The 17,426-nt window shown below is 70.5% G+C and carries 19 protein-coding genes; 12 read left to right on the top strand and 7 right to left on the bottom strand.

The annotated features are described in order from the left end of the window. Positions 1-97: 97 nt before the first annotated feature. From msrA to hppD, 8 genes are all read left to right on the top strand, one after another. Positions 98-763, top strand: a complete 666-nt coding sequence (msrA, locus tag ACFW3L_RS10590) for a peptide-methionine (S)-S-oxide reductase MsrA (RefSeq protein WP_378738646.1) — start codon at positions 98-100, stop codon at positions 761-763. Between the two features lie 176 nt (positions 764-939). Beyond that, positions 940-1,269 (top strand): hypothetical protein, encoded by a 330-nt coding sequence (locus ACFW3L_RS10585; RefSeq protein ID WP_378738644.1) that lies wholly within the window; start codon positions 940-942, stop codon positions 1,267-1,269. A gap of 33 nt (positions 1,270-1,302) precedes the next feature. Next, complete coding sequence (locus ACFW3L_RS10580; protein WP_378738641.1) at positions 1,303-2,970, top strand: alpha/beta hydrolase; 1,668 nt, start codon at positions 1,303-1,305, stop codon at positions 2,968-2,970. Continuing rightward, a complete protein-coding gene (locus tag ACFW3L_RS10575) occupies positions 2,970-3,698 on the top strand; it encodes a DUF6518 family protein (RefSeq protein ID WP_378738638.1) in 729 nt (242 codons plus the stop codon). Before ACFW3L_RS10580 ends, ACFW3L_RS10575 begins: the two co-directional genes overlap by 1 nt. A gap of 50 nt (positions 3,699-3,748) precedes the next feature. Next, complete coding sequence (locus ACFW3L_RS10570) at positions 3,749-3,979, top strand: DUF6518 family protein (protein WP_378738636.1); 231 nt, start codon at positions 3,749-3,751, stop codon at positions 3,977-3,979. A 337-nt stretch (positions 3,980-4,316) separates the two neighbouring features. Next, positions 4,317-5,336: an acyltransferase gene (locus ACFW3L_RS10565; RefSeq protein ID WP_378738634.1), complete on the top strand. Its 1,020-nt coding sequence runs from the start codon at positions 4,317-4,319 to the stop codon at positions 5,334-5,336. Positions 5,337-5,346: 10 nt separating this feature from the next. Next, positions 5,347-6,276: a phosphorothioated DNA-binding restriction endonuclease gene (locus ACFW3L_RS10560; RefSeq protein ID WP_378738632.1), complete on the top strand. Its 930-nt coding sequence runs from the start codon at positions 5,347-5,349 to the stop codon at positions 6,274-6,276. 168 nt (positions 6,277-6,444) lie between these two features. Beyond that, positions 6,445-7,491: a 4-hydroxyphenylpyruvate dioxygenase gene (gene hppD / locus ACFW3L_RS10555; protein WP_378738630.1), complete on the top strand. Its 1,047-nt coding sequence runs from the start codon at positions 6,445-6,447 to the stop codon at positions 7,489-7,491. 63 nt (positions 7,492-7,554) lie between these two features. Here hppD and ACFW3L_RS10550 read toward each other — a convergent pair whose 3' ends face one another. From ACFW3L_RS10550 to ACFW3L_RS10540, 3 genes are read right to left on the bottom strand one after another with little or no spacing between them, the layout of a single operon-like run. Continuing rightward, complete coding sequence (locus tag ACFW3L_RS10550) at positions 7,555-9,096, bottom strand: tripartite tricarboxylate transporter permease (RefSeq protein ID WP_378738628.1); 1,542 nt, start codon at positions 9,094-9,096, stop codon at positions 7,555-7,557. After that, positions 9,096-9,728, bottom strand: a complete 633-nt coding sequence (locus ACFW3L_RS10545; RefSeq protein ID WP_378738626.1) for a tripartite tricarboxylate transporter TctB family protein — start codon at positions 9,726-9,728, stop codon at positions 9,096-9,098. Before ACFW3L_RS10545 ends, ACFW3L_RS10550 begins: the two co-directional genes overlap by 1 nt. Then, positions 9,725-10,717: a Bug family tripartite tricarboxylate transporter substrate binding protein gene (locus ACFW3L_RS10540; RefSeq protein ID WP_378738623.1), complete on the bottom strand. Its 993-nt coding sequence runs from the start codon at positions 10,715-10,717 to the stop codon at positions 9,725-9,727. Before ACFW3L_RS10540 ends, ACFW3L_RS10545 begins: the two co-directional genes overlap by 4 nt. A gap of 222 nt (positions 10,718-10,939) precedes the next feature. On the opposite strand from ACFW3L_RS10540, the gene ACFW3L_RS10535 reads away from it, so the two are divergent. The 3 genes from ACFW3L_RS10535 (at position 10,940) to ACFW3L_RS10525 (ending at position 13,888) form a co-directional block, all read left to right on the top strand. Beyond that, the gene (locus ACFW3L_RS10535) at positions 10,940-12,601 is read left to right on the top strand and encodes an ATP-binding protein (RefSeq protein WP_378738621.1); all 1,662 of its coding nucleotides are present in this window, start codon (positions 10,940-10,942) and stop codon (positions 12,599-12,601) included. After that, the gene (locus ACFW3L_RS10530; RefSeq protein ID WP_378738619.1) at positions 12,598-13,281 is read left to right on the top strand and encodes a response regulator; all 684 of its coding nucleotides are present in this window, start codon (positions 12,598-12,600) and stop codon (positions 13,279-13,281) included. The genes ACFW3L_RS10535 and ACFW3L_RS10530 overlap by 4 nt, the downstream gene beginning before the upstream one ends. A 238-nt stretch (positions 13,282-13,519) precedes the next feature. Next, the gene (locus ACFW3L_RS10525; RefSeq protein WP_378738617.1) at positions 13,520-13,888 is read left to right on the top strand and encodes a VOC family protein; all 369 of its coding nucleotides are present in this window, start codon (positions 13,520-13,522) and stop codon (positions 13,886-13,888) included. Between the two features lie 144 nt (positions 13,889-14,032). Here the strand turns inward: ACFW3L_RS10525 and ACFW3L_RS10520 are convergent, their stop codons facing one another. Both ACFW3L_RS10520 and sigJ read right to left on the bottom strand, forming a co-directional pair. Beyond that, the gene (locus tag ACFW3L_RS10520; RefSeq protein ID WP_378738615.1) at positions 14,033-15,205 is read right to left on the bottom strand and encodes an NAD(P)-binding protein; all 1,173 of its coding nucleotides are present in this window, start codon (positions 15,203-15,205) and stop codon (positions 14,033-14,035) included. Between the two features lie 4 nt (positions 15,206-15,209). Further along, positions 15,210-16,118, bottom strand: coding sequence for an RNA polymerase sigma factor SigJ (gene sigJ / locus ACFW3L_RS10515; RefSeq protein WP_378738613.1), 909 nt, complete (start codon positions 16,116-16,118; stop codon positions 15,210-15,212). 132 nt (positions 16,119-16,250) lie between these two features. Between sigJ and ACFW3L_RS10510 the strand changes: the two genes are divergently transcribed. Then, positions 16,251-16,811, top strand: a complete 561-nt coding sequence (locus tag ACFW3L_RS10510) for a GNAT family N-acetyltransferase (RefSeq protein ID WP_378738611.1) — start codon at positions 16,251-16,253, stop codon at positions 16,809-16,811. Between the two features lie 43 nt (positions 16,812-16,854). Here ACFW3L_RS10510 and ACFW3L_RS10505 read toward each other — a convergent pair whose 3' ends face one another. Then, positions 16,855-17,070: a hypothetical protein gene (locus ACFW3L_RS10505; protein WP_378738609.1), complete on the bottom strand. Its 216-nt coding sequence runs from the start codon at positions 17,068-17,070 to the stop codon at positions 16,855-16,857. 75 nt (positions 17,071-17,145) lie between these two features. Then, positions 17,146-17,358 carry a hypothetical protein gene (locus tag ACFW3L_RS10500; protein WP_378738607.1) on the bottom strand — a complete coding sequence of 71 codons (213 nt, stop codon included), beginning with the start codon at positions 17,356-17,358 and terminating at the stop codon, positions 17,146-17,148. Between the last annotated feature and the right edge of the window lie 68 nt (positions 17,359-17,426).

Genomic DNA, 17,426 nt, shown 5'->3' with positions numbered 1-17,426 from the left:
CGGCAATGGTAGGACGAATCTCCCCACCTGTCTCCGTCCGTCCCAGCCTGTGGACAACCTTCGGGGAACCCCTGGACGCGCCGGATAGCCTGGAGACATGTTCGGCAGAAGAACCACCATGGTCGACCCCGCCCAGGCCCTTCCCGGCCGGGACACCGCGATGCCGGTGCCCTTCGGCCACACGGTGCTGGGCACCCGGCTCACCCCGCCCTACCCGGAGGGCAGCGAGATCGCGGACGTCGCGATGGGCTGCTTCTGGGGCGCGGAGCGCACCTTCTGGAGGCTCGGAGCGGAGCGCGGGATCATCACCACCGCTGTGGGCTACGCGGGCGGCTACACGCCCAATCCCACCTACGAGGAGGTGTGCTCGGGCATGACCGGTCACACCGAGATGGTCCGCGTGGTCTTCGACCCGTCGCGGATCACCTACACGGAGATCCTCAAGGTGTTCTGGGAGGGCCACGACCCCACCCAGGGGCTGCGCCAGGGCAACGACGTCGGCTCGCAGTACCGGTCGGCGATCTACTACCACTCGGAGGCCCAGCGCGAGGCGGCCGAGGCCACCCGCGACGCCTTCCAGCCGGTCCTGACCCGCTCGGGCTTCGGCCCGATCACCACCGAGATCGCCCCGCTGAAGGCCTTCTACTTCGCCGAGGACTACCACCAGCAGTACCTGTCCGACGCGAAGAACCCCAACGGCTACTGCGGTATCGGCGGCACGGGCGCCAGCTGCCCGATCGGCGTGGCCTCCAGCGACGACTGACCCGCGCCCTGGCCGCATGCGGCCAGGGCCCAGGTCAGGGCACTCCAGAAGCGTGATCGAAGGTCCTCAGGGCGCCGGAGTCCGGTCACGTACCGTCGCCCCCTGGTAGAGATGGGCAGTGCCTCCCCTTGCTCTTGGTGATGGTTGCCCATCCCCCGCGTGCCTCCTGGAGTCCCATGTCCGACGAAGCCGGTGTCAACCCCTTCGCATCCCTGTCCAAGGCCGAGCTCGCCGAGGAGATGTCCGAGGCGATGGTCTATCTCGGTGTCGACTTCGAGACCGCCGTCGATGACCTGCGCGGTGTGGTTTCCCGGCACGTCACGGCGGGGCTGGGTGACTTCGAGACGGACACCTGCCAGCACATTCGGTCCGTGGCGGACCATGGCATCGGGCTGGCCATGAACGTCCAGGGAGCCACGATCGAGATCGTCGACACCGACCACGAGAATGCTGAGGCCTACCAGGAGGGGCTGGAGGCGCTGGACCTCCAGATCAACTTCCCCTGACCAGCTCCCTCCGGTAGGAACGGATATCCCCCCATGTCTATCCCCGCCATGTCTCTGGGCCTTCCCCCGGACATCGACGCCGAGCCCTCGGCCATCGAGAGCGGCGCGGAAACCCTCGACGGAATCTGTCAGACGATGTACGGGCGAGCCGAAGGCCTGGATGGTCAGTTCACCAACACGGCCATCGAGTTCACTGACCTCGTCTCCTGGGACATCAGCTCAGCTGCGGCCAAGGAACTGGAGTCCTGGCGTGAGGCCGGGGTCGCTCTGACGAACGGTGCGGCCGTCCTTCGGCTGTGGGCCGAGGACATCAAGGCCTATCGTCTGGTCCGCTCCGAACTCCAGCAACGCTGGGAGACCGCCAAGATCATCGCCCAGACCAGGGTGGACAGCCCGGTGGTCTCCGCCAGCACGAGCGGCCGCAGTGGGGGCTTCGCTGAGGGGGTCGTCGACGCCGTCACCAGTACCAAGGCGAGTCGTGAGTCCGAGGAGAAGACGGCACTGATGGGTCTGGCCTGCGAACTCGCTCTTGAGCACGACGCCGCGTGGGAAATTCTGATGGACCAGGCCGACCAGGTGGAGAAGGACCTGAGGGAAGGGCCGAGCGAGAAGACCCTGGAGCGCCTGGTCGACTCCGGGCACCTTGGTTGGAGCTGGGCTGGGGTTCTTCCTGATGGTGAAGCGCCTATGGAAGAGTTCACCGAGAACGCGACCCCCGGTGCGGTCAACGTCTGGTGGAACTCTCTGAGTCAGTCGGACCAGCAAGCTGCGATGGAGGACTACCCCGAGATCCTGCGCGGGTTGGGCGGTATTCCTGTAGTCGTGCGCGACGAACTCAATCGGGATTATCTTGAGGAGTTGATTGAGGGAAATCTTGGGGCGGCGGCAGTTGACCCAAAGGTTGGTCTGGGTTCACTGAATCTTCTGGGTGATCTGGACCTTATGCGTGAGATCTTGAAGGACGATGATAAATTCCTGATCGATATTGATCCCATGGCGCCCGGAGGGGGAGCTGCTGTCATCTCTACCGGAAATCCTGATTTGGCAGATAACGTGTCTACCATGGTTCCCGGGATGCTCAACGACGCAGGCGGCATGGGGGTCCTGGTCGGGCGGGCCGACGATATCCATTCTTCCATGAATGGAAATGACCCGAGTTCCGAGAACGCCAGCACCACGTGGATGGGGTATAATACGCCTTTCTCGGGTGGCTGGAGTCCAGGCGAGGCTTCCAGTGACCTCAACGATTTCCAGGAGGGCCTGAGGGCGACGCATCAGGGTGGCTCCCCCTCACACAACACCGTCGTCGGACACAGCTTCGGCGGCTATGTGGCAGGGGTCGCAGCAAATCCAGATTTCCATGGAGTGCCCGGGGATCTGGACGCTGACGCGCTAGTGCTCATTGGCGCTCCCGGAGCAAGCGTCCAGAATGTGAACGACCTCAGTGTGGATGAGGAAAATGTTCACATCATCCAGGGCGATGACGACGCCATCGAGACTGCGCGGGAGCTGTCCGGTATGGCGAGCGATGGTTTCGGAACGGCGCTGCATGCGGAAGAGTTCTATGCAGACCCGGAGAACCCTGGTGAGACTCTGGGCAACCGGCTCGACCCAGAGGAAGACACTGGTCACAGCGGTTACTTCGAGGATGAGGAGAGCCTGGGTTACTTGGGAGATGTGCTCACCGGGGGGCGTCCCTGATGGCTGGATCCCCCTCCGGCGACCCATTGGAGACAGGGGCTGACCAAGACCCCGGATCATGCGAGCCCTCGGGCCGGGAAGCCCCACCTGAGGAGTGGCCTGGGATCCGTCATCGGTGGCTCCTCCTGACGCTCGCTCTGGGGGCGGGATTCGTCTGCGGATCGCTTGCGGCGTTCGTCAACGGGTTACATCCCGAGGACGGCGGGTTCCTGGAACTGTCAGTCGGCCTCTACGTCGTGCCTCCCGTCCTGCTCGGCTTGTTGGCGGCGAGGCCCGGGCTGGCGACGGTCACCGGCCTGTCCGTCTACTTGGCAGCGGTCCTGGGACATCTGATGGTCTCGGTGACGCTCGTGGACGACGTCAACGTGTTGGAGTACCGGGCGTGGGTCCTGGTGGGCCTCGTTGTAGGGCCCCTTCTGGGATTTCTCGGGGACCGGTTCCGCTCAGGGTCCACGTTCGCCCGGGGGTTCGCGGGCGGTCTCCCCCTGGGGTTGGTGGCGGTTTTCGCATGCCTGTCCTTCCAGGTCTCCTCGGTGTCCGGGAGGGTCGGCGTTCACCCGGTCCCCGTGCTTGTGGAGGCGCTCCTGACCCTGCTGCTGCTTGCGCTCTGCCGAGGTTGGAAGACCCGGGGCACGGCAGTACTGTGCGCGGCGGCGCTCGTCCTGCCGCTGGCCTTCGGAGTGGCCGCCCTTTTCATGCTCGTGTGGGTCGCGAGCGGGGACTACTGACCACATCGACTCCCGATTCCACTGGGCCACCGCGCCATCGGCTCCGGCTGTTGGGTTCGAAGGGTGAGGGCCTCACCGACGTGCCCCCGGAATACGCCCAGAACGATCTCGAGTACTGCGGGTGGCTGGTCATCGGCCTCGTCTTCGGGGCGCTACTGGGCCATTTCGGCTTCCGCCTCCGTTCCGAGCGGACCATGCGGCGGGTGATGGGCGCCGCAGTGATCGTCGGCCTGTTGCTCGCTCCCGTGTACGTCTGGCAGGATTCTCCGACCCCCCGCTGAGGTCGGTCGATCCACGCCTGTACCTCTTCGACCTCTGCGCGGCGGTCCTGGTCCTCTTGGCGTTTCGGGGACGGCACCCAGGGTGATCGCTCTGGTCGTCAGTGAGCCCTTCGCGGTGCTCTTCGGCGTCCTGTCGGTGTTCCCCTCCATTTTCCTGTGGGCCTCCGGAGGGGTCGCTGACCACGGAAGAGACCCGATCGCTGACCCCGGGTAACGAAAACCTGACTTGCGTTTCAGGTAACGAACAGATATCGGTGAAGGTGTGCGAGTCGATGAAGCCCCCCAAAACGCCGTAGCCCCGCCTCCCGTAGCCCCAGCGGTCTCCAGGACCGCGTGGATGGGTTTCGCGCGGGTGGCCGCCATGGCCGCCGTCGTGCTGGTGCACGCCTATTCGCCGTTCGTGAGCACGACCTACACCGACCTGGGCGGTCCCACCTGGTGGGGGGCGCACGTGGTGGACGCCGCGCTGCGCTGGTGCGTGCCGGTGTTCGTCATGATCAGCGGAGCGCTCCTGCTGCGCCCGCGTGACGAGGACGTCGGGGGGTTCTACCGGAAGCGGTGGGCCCGGATCGGCGTCCCCCTGCTCGTGTGGACCGCCGCCTACCTGCTGTGGCAGTTCTGGCGTGACGGCCTCGGCTTCCCCGACTCCGTGGCCCAGGCGGCCTCGGGTTCACCCTCGATCCACCTGTACTTCCTGTACGTCATCGCCGGTCTCTACGTGTTCACGCCCTTCCTCCGCACGGTGGTGGCGCACACCTCGCGCACGGGCCTGTGGTGGTTCGCCGGCGCGGCCCTGTCCGTGGGCATGGTCGACCAGCTGTCCGCCCTGGTCGACGGAGTCGGCGGCGTCACCGCCGCCACGAGGTTCCTGCCGTTCCTCGGCTACTACCTGCTGGGATGGCTGGTGGCGGAGCGGGAGCAGGGACCGCGCGACGCCCTCCACGGTTCGGTGGCCCTGGTCCTGGGCACCACCGGGACCGTCCTGGGCGCCTGGGGCGCCGCCGCCACAGCGGGCGAGTGGGGGACCGGAGCCGCGTACGTCTACGACTTCCTGTCCCCGACCGTGATCGTCGCCTCGGTCGGCGCCTTCCTCCTGCTGCGCGCCTGGGGCACCCAGGTGGCGGGGCTGGGCCCGGAGAGCCGGGTGAACCGGGCGATCGCGGTCCTGTCCGGGCTGAGCTTCGGGGTCTACCTCGTGCACGTCATGGTCTTGTACACGCTGCGGGACCTCGGCGGGACCCCCGACGGACTGGTGGGCCTGACCCTCGCCGCCGGGTACGCCGTCGCCACGACGCTGATCAGCCTCGCCCTGGTGGCCGTCGCCCAGCGGATCCCCCTCCTGCGCGCCACCGTCTAGGGTCGGGGCCATGGACTGGCTGGAGCGTGTCGGATCGATCAGGCGCTGGAGCCGCGACGGCTACCGCGCCCCGCACAAACCCCTCCTCCTTCTGTACGCGCTCGGGCGGCACCAGCGGGGGAGCGGCCCGGAGTTGGTGTACAGCGAGGTCGAGGCCGAACTCGACCGGTTGCTGCGGGAGTTCGGGCCGAACCGGCGGACCACCTCCGCCTACCCGTTCCACCACCTGGTCAGCGACGGGTTGTGGAGGGTCACCACGCCGGGAGGCGGCGGGTCTCCCGGGGCGAGCCCGCCGAAGCTGCGTGACGGAGCCAGGGGCGCACTGGTCCCGGAACTGTCCGCAGAGCTCGACCGGGACCCGGCGCTACGCGGCAGGATGGCGCGCCTCCTGCTCGACGGCAACTTCGAGCCCTCCCTGCACGCGGACATCCTCGCGCTGGTGGGCCTGAGCCTCGGACCCGGGCCCGGTGCCACGGTGCAGGATCGCGATCCGGGATTCCGCGCCCTGGTGCTGAGTGCCTACGAGTACCGGTGTGCCTTCTGCGGCTACGAGGGTCTGATCGACGGGACCCCGGTGGGCCTGGAGGCCGCGCACGTCCGCTGGTGGGCCTTCGACGGGCCGGACGATCTCGCCAACGGCCTGTGCCTGTGCTCCATGCACCACCTGCTCTTCGACAAGGGCGTGCTCGGGGCGTCCCCGGACCGCACGGTGACCGTCTCCAGCCGGTTCGCCGCACGTTCCCCGGCCGCCGAGAGGGCGGTGTTCTCCCTGGAGGGCGCGCCGGTCCTCCGCCCGCGACGCGGCTGTCCCACCGTGGCCGACGACCACCTGGAGTGGCACACGCGGCAGGTCTTCCGAGGGCCCGCGCGGGAGGTGGGCGGCGGAGACCGGGCCACCGGGACACCCGGTTCGGAGCGGTCTCCGGAGGAACTCTGGTAACCCCTTGCGCCACACCCGTAACGGCCTCCGCCGCGTGACCAGCGCTTCGTCGCCCCGGGCTCTCCCCTCACCCCTGAGGGCTCCTTTCCCGGGGGAGGGGCGCTGCGTAGTCTCGGGACACCCGTGGCGCCTTCGGCCCGCGGACCACCACCTCCAGGGGGAGAGTCCATGACGGCCCTGCACGGGTTGACGGTCGACCACGTCAGAATCCACACGGCGGACGCGGAGAAGGCCGCCCTGCGTATGCGCGACGGGTACGGGATGGACACCCTGGCCGAGAGCGTCCAGAACGGCACCGAGCGGTCCACCATGGTCGGCGCCGGGGGGATCAGGATGGTGTTCACCCAGGCGCTCACCGGCGACCACCCGGTGGCCGACTACGTCCGCGCGCACGGGGACGGGGTCGCGGACATCGCCCTCACGGCCGGGGACGCCCGGGCCGCCCACGACCTCGCGGTCTCCCGGGGCGCGGAGTCGGTGGCCGCGCCCACCGAACGCGACGGCGTGGTCACCGCCACCGTCGGCGGGTTCGGGGACGTCACGCACACCTTCGTCGAACGCGCTCCCGGCACCGACGCGCGCCGCCTGCCCGGCCTGTCCCCGGTGGCCGGAGGCGGGGCGGCGGACCTCGGGCTGCTCACCGTCGACCACCTCGCGGTCTGTCTGGCACCGGGCGGGCTCGACCCCACGGTCGAGTACTACCGGACCGTCCTGGGCTTCGAGCTGATCTTCGAGGAGCGCGTCGTCGTCGGTTCGCAGGCGATGGTCTCGCGCATCGTCCGCTCCGCCGGGGGAGACGTCACCCTCACCCTCATCGAACCGGACCAGGACCTCGACCCCGGCCACATCGACGACTTCGTGCGCGACCACGGTGGTCCCGGGGTCCAGCACATCGCCCTGAGCACCGCCGACGCGGTGAGCACGGTCGGGGCGCTGCGGAGGCGCGGGGTCGCCTTCCTGGCCACCCCCGACGCCTACTACCGGCTGCTGGCTGAGCGACTCGACCTGCGTCGGCACTCGGTCGAGGAGCTCCGGGAGCTGGACATCCTCGTGGACGAGGACCACGACGGCCAGCTCTTCCAGATCTTCGCGCGCTCCACCCACCCGAGGAACACCGTGTTCTTCGAGGTGATCGAACGCCTGGGCGCCACCACCTTCGGCAGCGGCAACATCCGGGCCCTGTACGAGGCGGTGGAGCAGGGGCGCGAGGACTGACCCCGGACACGGGAGCGGCCCCCGGGGGACGGTACCCGGGGGCCGCTGGAGGACACGGGAGGGTCAGACCCGCTCGGTGGTCCTCTCGGCCCTGCGGGCCGCGCTACGGCGGCGCACCAGGGAGATCACCGGGATCAGCGCCGCCACCAGGACCAGGGCGTACAGCCCGATCGAGATGCCGCTGCCCACCAGGATCGCCGGGTCGCCGGAGGAGGCGGCCAGCGCGCGGCGGAACTCGGTCTCCGCGATCGGGCCCAGCACCACGCCGATCAACGCGGGTGCGACCGGGACCCCGAAGGTCCGCATCGCCAGACCCAGCAGGGCGACGGCCAGCAGCATCACCAGGTGCGTCACCGAGGTGTTGATGGCGTACACCGCCAGCACCGAGAACAACGTGATGCCCGCGTACAGGTACGGCTTGGGCAACTTCAGCAGCTTGGCCCACAGCGGCGCGAACGGCAGGTTGATCACCAGCAGTAGGACGCTGCCGATCAGGAGCGAGGCCAGCAGGGTCCACACCAGGTCGGCGTTGCGCTCGAACAGCACCGGGCCCGGCTGGAGCCCGTACTGCTGGAAGGCGGCGAGCATGATCGCGGCCGTGGCGGAGGTCGGCAGACCCAGGCCCAGCAGCGGGACCATCGTCCCGGCCGCGCTGGAGTTGTTGGCCGACTCCGGACCGGCCACGCCCTCGATCGCGCCCTGGCCGAACTCGCTCTTCTCCCCGGTCCTGCGCTCGCGGCGCTCGGCGAGCTTGCGCTCCAGGCCCAGGGACAGGAAGGTCGGGATCTCGGCGCCGCTGCCGGGGATCGGCCCGAAGGCGCTGCCCAGCGCGGTGCCGCGCAGCCACGGCTTCCAGGAGCGGCGCAGGTCCTTGCGGCCCAGCCACGGACGGCCGGTGCGGATCGCCGCGAAGTTCGGCGCGGACTTTCCGCGCGCCGCGATGTAGAGCACCTCACCGAGGGCGAGCAGGCCCACGGTGACGATCACGATGTCGATCCCGTCCAGCATGCTGGACGAACCGAAGTCGAACCGGGCGGCCCCGCTCTGCCCGTCGATCCCCACGAACCCGATGGCCAGACCGATGAGCAGCGAGGCGATGCCGCGCACCACCGAGCCGGACACGACCGCGGCCACGGCGACGAACGAGAAGACCGTCAGCGCGAAGTACTCGCCGGGTCCGAAGTTGAGCGCGAACGCCACCATCACCGGGGCGAACAGCGCCACCACGAGCGTGCCGATGATGCTCGCCACGAACGAGCCGATCACGGCCGTGCCGAGGGCCTGGGCGGCCCTCCCCTTGAGCGCCATCTTGTGGCCCTCGTAGGTGGTGGCGATCGATGACGCCTGGCCCGGGGTGTTGAGCAGGATCGAGGTGGTGGCGCCGCCGAACATGCCGCCGTAGTACACACCGGCGAAGAGGATGAACGCGCTGGTGGGGTCGAGGCGGAAGGTGACGGGCAGCAGCAGGGCCACCGCCATGGCCGAACCCATGCCGGGCAGGACGCCCACGGCGGTGCCGAGCAGCACGCCGAGGAAGGCCCACATGAGGTTCTGGGGCGTCAGCGCGGCGGTCAACCCGTCCGCGAGGTTGATCAGAGTGTCCATCAGAGCACCATCTCCAGGAAGCCGCCCGGCAGGCTGAGCCCGAGGCCGAGCGAGAAGCCGACCTGGACCGCCGCGGACATCGACAGCGCCACGATCGCGTCACGCAGGTAGGCGCGGGCACCGAAGGCGTAGGCCACGATCCAGAACAGCAGGGCCCCGGCGAGCAGCCAGCCCACGAACTCCAGCAGCGCGACGTGCACCACCAGGCCCGCCAGCACCAGCAGGACCGGGCGGCCCTCGAACCAGGCCAGCGTGGAGGTGCCGTCGCCGGTGTTCCGGTTGCGGAGGTTGACCACCGTCATGCACACGGCGGTGACGAGCAGCAGCACGCCCACGGTGCCGGGGAAGGCGCCCGGGCCGGGCCGCGTGGCGTTGGGCGGTGCCTCGATCGTGAGGCCGCCCCACAGGGCGACGGCGCCCAGGATCGCGACCAGCGCGGGGATGACCCACGCGGTCGGGCCGCGCCAGACCGAGGTCTCCGGGTCGAGTGCCTCGGCCTCGTCGGTCCCGGCCGTCTGGTCCGTCTCGGCCGGGGGCGCCTCGGCGGCCCCGACCCTCGGGGCCTCGTCGGTCCCGGTCGTGCCGGCGGTCTCGGCCGCCTCGGCGCTGACGCGGGTGTCGTCGGGCGTCACAGTCCCAGCTCCTTCACGGTCTCCTGGGTCAGGGCGACCTCCTCGTCGAGGAACTCCTCGAACTCGGCACGGCCCTGGTAGGTGTCGGTCCACCGGTTGCGCTCCAGCGTGTCCGCCCACGAGTCGGTGGCCAGCAGCTCCCGCACCAGTGCCTCCAGCTCGTCGGCCTCGTCCTCGGAGAGGCCGGGAGGGGCGATCACCCCGCGCCAGTTCGACATCTCCAGGTCGTAGCCGAGCTCGATCATGGTCGGGATGTCCACGCCGTCCAGGCGTTCGGGGGAGGACACCGCGAGCGCGCGCAGCGGTCCGTCGTCCTCGATCTGGTCGCTGAAGTCGCCCAGGGTGCCGAACCCGACCTTCGACGTGCCGGAGAGCAGCGAGGTCAGGGTCTCGCCGCCGCCCGAGTACGGGAGGTAGTTGATCTCGCCGGGCGAGATCCCCATGGACTGGGCGACCTGGGCGGCGAAGATCTGGTCGACGCCGCCCATGGAACCGCCAGCCACGGGCAGGGTCCCGGACTGCTCGTTCCAGTCCTCGGCGAGGTCGTCGATGGTCTCGTACGGCGAGTCCTTGGGGACGACGATCGCGAGGTACTCCGACGCCAGCTGCGCGATGGGGGTCGCGTCCTCCATCGTGTAGAGCGACCCGGTGGTCTCCACCGCGCCCACCATGCCCAGTCCGGTCATGGTCAGCACGTTGTCCTGGCCGTCGCGGCCCACGGTCTGGGCCAGCCCGATGGTGCCACCGGCACCCTCGGCGTTGCGGACCTCGACGTTGAAGCGCAGGTCCTCCTCGCGAAGGCCGTTCTGCATCTCGCGGGCCAGCGTGTCCCAGCCTCCGCCGGGGCCGGCCGGTGCGATGAGCAGCACCTTCTCCTGGGCCCCGTCGCCGGACGCGGCGCTCTGGCGTACGTCGTACAGTGCCGTCCCGACGAGGAGGAGGGCACAGAGCCCTCCCGCCACGCGGAGCGGCACGCCACGATCGCGCATCGTCCTCTCCTTCCTCAGTGTTCGTGCACGTCTCCCAGTGCGCGAACGCAGGGGGGAGATCCAGACCACAGTGTGACCGTGGGCACGCCCATGTGAGGTCTTTGTTAAACCTGGAGTCATATTGGTCGTATTGTTCGTGAAACGTGTCTGCGAAGCTGACCGTGCGACGCCGACCTGCGCGTTCACCGGCCGGGAGAACTCACCCCGGCCACTGGAGTGCTCATGAACCCACATCCCGCATCCGGCCGACTCACGCTCACCGGGTCCCTTTTCATCGGATATGTCTGTCTTCTGGCCGTGGCGCTCACCGTCATCGGCTCCCTCTGGGCGATCCACCTCAACCGCGAGACCGACCGCCAGTACGCCGAGCGCGTGCTCACTGTGGCCCGGTCGGTCGCGGTCCTGCCCGAGGTCGTCGAGGGCCTCCAGACACCCGACCCCTCCGAGGAGCTCGACCCCCTGGCCGACCGCATCTCCGCCGCCACCGGCGCCGACTACCTGGTCATCGCCTCACCCGACGGGACCCGGCACACCCACCCGGACAAGGACCGCATAGGCGAGACCGTGTCCACCCCGCCCGGCCCCGTCGTGGGCGGAACCGAGTGGACGGGCGTGCAGGACGGGACCCAGGGCCGCACGGTGCGCGCCAAGATCCCCGTGTTCTCCGACGGCGGGTCGGTGAACGGCGGCGACGCCCGGGGGGAGGTCGTGGGCTACGTGTCCCTGGGCATCCTCGACTCCAGCGCCGCCACCGACGCGCGCGCCTCGATCCCCGTGATCCTCGCCGCCACCGCGCTCGTCCTCGTCCTGGGCGTGGGCGGTTCCTGGGTGCTCTCCCGCCAGGTCCGCGCCAAGACCCACGGCCTGGAGCCGGCCGACATCACCACGCTCCTGGAGAGCCGGGAGGCCCTGCTGTACGCGGTGCGCGAGGGCGTGCTCGCGGTGGACCGCGACGACCGGGTCCTGCTGGTCAACCCGCCCGCCCGCGCCATGCTGGGCCTGTCCAAGGGGGTGGAGGGCCGCCGTCTGGACGACCTCGGCCTCTCCGAACGCGCCCGCGACATCGTGTCCGGCGCGGACCCCGGGGACGACCTCATCCTGCTCTCCGGGGACCGCGTGCTGGTCGCCAACCGCATGCCGGTGCGCATCCGGGGCGAGGCGTCCGGAGCCGTGGTCACCCTCCGCGACCGCACCGAGGTGGACCGGCTCACCGGTGAACTGGACGGGGCGCGGACCGTCACCCGGGGGCTGCGCGCCCAGACCCACGAGTTCGCCAACCGGGTGCACACGGTCGCCGGGATGCTCGAACTCGGCGCCCACGACGAGGCCCGCGCCTACCTGGCCGACCTCGCCGCCACCCACACCCGCACCTCCAGCGGTGTGGCCGAGCACGTCCGGGACCCCGCGCTCGCGGCGCTCACCCTGGCCAAGTCCGCCCAGGCCTCCGAGCTCGGCGTGGACCTGCGGCTCTCCCCGATGACCAGTGTGCCGGTGTCCCTCAAGGGTGACCTGCGCTCGGACGCGCTCCTGACCCTCGGCAACCTGGTGGACAATGCCCTGGACGCGGTCACCCCGAACGGGTGGGTGGAGCTGATGGTGCGCCTGCACACCGCGACCGACACGGGACTTCCGCACGACCTCCTGGAGATCCGGGTGACCGACTCCGGGCACGGGGTGTCCGACGAGTTGGCGGAGGAGATCTTCCGGTACGGGTTCACCACCAAGGCCTCCCGTGACGGAGGCACCCGTGGTCTGGGACTGGCGCTGGTCAAACAGGTCTGTGAGAGCAGAGGGGGAAGCATCGAGATGGAGGCACCCGACGCCGAGGAGGGCGCGGTGTTCACCGCCTGCCTGCCGGTCGTCACGGCGGCGGTGACCCGGTGATCCGCGTACTGGTCGTCGACGACGACGTCCGGGTGGCCCGCAACCACCAGGAGCTGGTGGAGTCGGTGCCCGAGTTCACCGTGGTCGGAGTGGCGCACACGGCGGCCGCGGCCCTGGCACAGGTGCGCGGCCACCGCCCCGACCTGGTGCTGCTCGACCTCCACCTGCCGGACGCCTCGGGAACCTCGGTGATGCACACCCTGCGCTCGGCCACCTCCCAGAACGCCCCGCAGCCGGACTTCCTGATGATCACCGCCGTCCGCGACATCGCCCAGGTCCGCGCCGCCCTGCACGGCGGCGCCGTCCACTACCTGCTCAAGCCGTTCCCGCTCAGCGCCCTGCGCGACCAGCTCGAACGCTACGCGGTGGCGCGTCGGCAGATGGAGGGGGAGCGGCAGGCCACCCAGCAGGACGTGGACCGCCTGTTCGGGCTGCTGCGCCCGCCCGCCGCCCGCTCCCTGCCCAAGGGACTGACCTCCGCCACCGTCGACCTGGTCGCGGGCGTGCTGCGCGAGGCCGAGGGCGAGGTCTCGGCCTCCGACGTCGCGGAACGGTCCGGGGTCTCCCGGGTGACCGCGCGCCGCTATCTGGAACACCTGTGCGCCGACGGCCGCGCGGAGCTCCGCATGCGCTACGGCTCGGCGGGCCGCCCCGAGCACCTCTACCGCTGGGTCGCCTGACCCGGGTCAGGTCCCCTCGGCCGGTCCGCCGCTGTTTGCCAGGGCGGCTTGTGCGACCGTCCCGGGGAACGTGCTGGTCGGCGCGGAGACCGTTCGCGGGGGTCTCGCCTCCGTGGACCCGTGGACCGGTCGGCGTCACGCCGGGACATCGACGGGTTCCCTCGGGACTCAGGTCAGGACCGGACACACGGGGGTTCGGAGCCGCGGGAATGTCAGTGGTGCGTGTCACACTCGGGTCATGCTCGATCATCTCGGTATCCAGGTCGCTGATCCCGCGTCCAGCGCCGCCTTCTACGACGCCGTCCTCGCCGCGCTGGGCCACCGGCGCGTGCTCCAGTTCGGGCCGGTGATCGGCTACGGCAGCGAGCACCCGCAGTTCTGGATCGCCCCCAGCGAGTCCGAGGGACCGGCGAGGGAGTCGCACATCGCCTTCCTCGCACCCGACCGGGCCACGGTCGACTCCTTCTTCGCGGCGGCGGTCGAGACCGGGGCCGAGGTGCTGCACGAACCCAGGGTCTGGCCGGAGTACCACGAGCACTACTACGGCGCCTTCGTGCGCGACCCCGACGGCAACAACGTGGAGGCCGTCAGCCACGTCCCGGCCTGACCGTTGGACCCTCCGGGGCCGGGGCGCGGCGCGGCCGCCCCGGAGGGTCAGGCAGCCCGCTCTGAGTGGTCCCCGCCCCGCACGGGCACCCGGGCCGTGGGGTCGGACCGTGCTCGCCCCGCGTGGACGCCCCGGCCCGGAGGGTCAGCCCCTGCCCGCCCCCGAACCCGCGCCGGTGCGGGACGTGCTCCGGCCGGTGGCCAGCTCGGCGGCGCGCACCGCGCTGGTGAGGGCCACCTCGCCCAGCAGCCCGGGTGCGGCCACCGCGTCCCCGGCCAGGTAGAGGCCATCGCCCCGGTCGATGGCGGGCCGGTCCCGCCACGTCGTGCCGGGCGGGTCCAGGGCGCCGGTGCGGCCCCGGGCCACCTGGTCGCGCCGCCAGGTCAGCCGGTCCCGCCAGCCGGCCAAGGCGGTGTCGAGCAACCCCTCCAGGCGCGCGGTGGTCGCCGCGCGCGACTCGCCGGGGCGCACCGGCAGCTGGGCCTGGACGAGGTCCTCGCCGGTCGGGGCGAGGGTCGGGTCGACGACGCTGTAGCGCTCCAGGAACCCGCACTCGTCCGAGTCGAACACCAGGAACGGGTCCCCGGAGCGGCGCCGGACACCCAGGTCGACCATGAGTGTGTGGCCGCTCTGCCAGGTCAGGGAGGGGTCACCGAGCAGAGCGCGCGCGGAGTCCAGGGACGTGGCCACGATCGCCGTCCCCTGCGGTCGACCGTCGACCCGGGACCCCGGCTCGATCCGCACCCCCGCCTCACGGGCCCGGTCGGCGAGGTGGTCCACCAGCGCGGACCAGCCGCCGACCACGTACCGGGCCGAGGGCCACGCCGGGCGGGTCACCCGCAGGAACCGTTCCCACACGAAGGCCGCGGACAGCGTCCCGGGTTCCGCGTGGAAGAGGGCCACGCCCATCATGGCGCCCACCGCCCGCGCGGACTCGGCGCCCAGCTCCTCCGACGCCCACGAGCCGAAGTCGCGGTCGTGCGGGGCGCGCAGCCCCCGGCGGGCGGCGGCGCGGAGCACGGCCGCCGGGGGCCCGCCGAGCGAGCCCCGGTACCGCCAGCGCACCCCCAGGGCGGCCCGCGCGGGCATCGCCCGCGCACGTGGCACGAGGTCGCGCTCGCGCAGCCAGGCGTAGGGCGCGGAGTCGGAGTACAGCACGTGCGGGCCGTCGTTGGCCACGTACGGCGGTTCGGTGGAGCGGGCCCGCCCGCCCAGCGTCCGGTGGGACTCCCACAAGGTGACGTTCGCGCCGAGTTCGGCGCTGGCGATGGCCGCGGTCAGTCCGGCGAGGCCACCGCCCACAACGGTGATGTCCATGCCCCTAGGACGGATCGGGGACCCGCAGACGTGACATCTTGTCCGGATTGGCCATCAGGTACACGTGCCGTACCCGGTCCTCGAAGACGTCCAGCGCCAGCAGGAGCACCGGGGCGCCCCCGGCGGCGACCAGCGCGGCGGGCCCGCCGTTCACCTCGGTGACCTCCGTGGACAACTCCTCCCTGGTGTCCACGCCCACCGACCTGAGGAAGCGCGACACGTTGCGCTCCTCTGAGACCGCGGTGAGGAACCGGCCCACCTTCCGGGCGCCGTGCAGCACCCGCAGCGGAGCCCGGGCCCTGCCGCCCCCGTCGCTCACCATCGTGGCGTCGTCGGCGAGCATCCCCGTGAGCCCGTCCAGGTCACCCTCCAGACACGCCCGGAGGAAGCGTTCGGTCATGAGGCGGCGCTGGGCCCGGTCGGCCTCGAACCTGGGGCGGCGCTCCCGTACGTGGTCCCGCGCGCGCCGGGCCAGCTGTCGGGTGGCGTCCTCGCTCCGGCCGATGACCTCGGCGATCTGCGCGTAGGGCAGTTGGAAGGCCTCGTGCAGGACGAAGACCGCCCGCTCCAGGGGGCTGAGGGTCTCCAGCACCACCATGAGGGCGAACTCCACCGAATCCGCGAGCTCGGCGCGTTCGGCGGCGTCGGGCAGGTCGCTGACCGGCTCGGGTAGCCACTCGCCCACGTAGGTCTCGCGCTGGGCGCTGGCCCTGCGCAGCCGGTCGATGGACAGCCGGGAGACCACTGTGACCAGGTAGGCGCGGGGGTTGTCCACCTCGTCCCCGGGCACGCCGGACCACCGCAGCCACGCCTCCTGGACCACGTCCTCGGCGTCGGCGGCCGTCCCCAGGATGCGGTAGGCGACCCCGGTCAGCAGGGACCGGTGGGCTTCGAAGACCTCTGTCGTCGTCATGTCGGGTAAGACGTACCACCCCCGCCCCCACGTGACACGTCGGGACCGCGCCGAGGGGACAAAAGGGCTTGCCTCGGCCGCGCGGCGGTTCTAGGTTGGCGCGATCTGGACCGTCGGGGAGAGGGGTTGTGCTTGTACCGCCTACGTGAGTGGAACCGGGGCGACGCCGACCGGTTGCTGGAGGCCTTCCGCTGGGACGAGCTGGCCTGGCAGGAGCCGGAGGTGCCGCGCACGCGTGACGATGCCCTGGAGTGGATCGCGCGCTGCGGGAGGTTGGCCGGGGAGGGCGACGTCCACGGGTTCGCGGTGGTCGACGGGACGGACCGGGTCCTGGGGCACGCACAGGTCTCGGTGACCAGCCGCAGGCACGGACTGGGCTGGCTGTCGTACTGGACGCACCCGGCCGAGCAGGGCCGGGGCGTGGCCTCGGGTGGGGCCCGCCTGGTCACGGAGTTCGCCTTCGACCGGCTCGACCTCTACCGGGTGGAGACGGGGCACCGGGTGAACAACCCCGGTTCCTGTCTGGTCGCCCAGCGGGCGGGCTTCCGGCCGGAGGGGATCGAGCGGGCCAAGCTCCGCTACGGGACCACGCGCTACGACACCGGGACGCACGCCCGGCTGGTCACGGACCCCGCCGAGGGCGCGGTCGTGGGCGTCTGCGGGGCTGAACACGCGAAACGCGGGGCACGGTGAGAGATCACCGTGCCCCGCGTCGTTCCCGTGCCCGGAGCCGGAACTACCAGTCGAAGGCGGCGATGCCGGAGGTGATGTTGTTGTGGACGACGTTGCAGCCCTCGGAGCTGAAGCCCGCGAAGGAGATCACGTCGGCGCAGATCGGCACGGTGATGTTCTGGATGTGGGCGTTGTTGTCGGCGGCGGCGGTGCCGGTCATGGCGCCCAGGGCGAGGCCGGTGGCGAGGATGAGACCGGAGACGGCGGTGATGCGCTTCATGGTTGATTCCCTTTCGATTGGTGTTTCTCAGGTGGATCTGGGTGGTCTTACGGGGGGTCGCGCGACGGCAGTGGCCTAGTCGTGGACGGCGATGCCCGAGGTGGAGTTCCAGTCGACGACGTTGCAGCCGCTCGCGCTGAACCCGGAGGCCTTGAGGACGTCGAGGCAGATCGGGATCGTGATGTTCTGGATCTGGGCGTTGTTGTCGGCCGCGGCGGTCCCGGTGAGGGCTCCGAAGGCGAGACCGGTGGCGAGGACGAATCCGGAAACCTTGGCGATACGGGACATGGTGGTTACCTTTCGGAAGTGCAAAACACGTTGGCTGCGGCCGCCGTAATTAACTTAGCGTAGCTGGG

The sequence above is a fragment of the Nocardiopsis sp. NPDC058789 genome (genome assembly GCF_042745575.1).
Taxonomy (GTDB): domain Bacteria; phylum Actinomycetota; class Actinomycetes; order Streptosporangiales; family Streptosporangiaceae; genus Nocardiopsis; species Nocardiopsis eucommiae.
The sequence above is the reverse complement of the archived record's forward strand: the minus strand, read 5'-3'. Positions and strand labels throughout refer to the sequence as shown.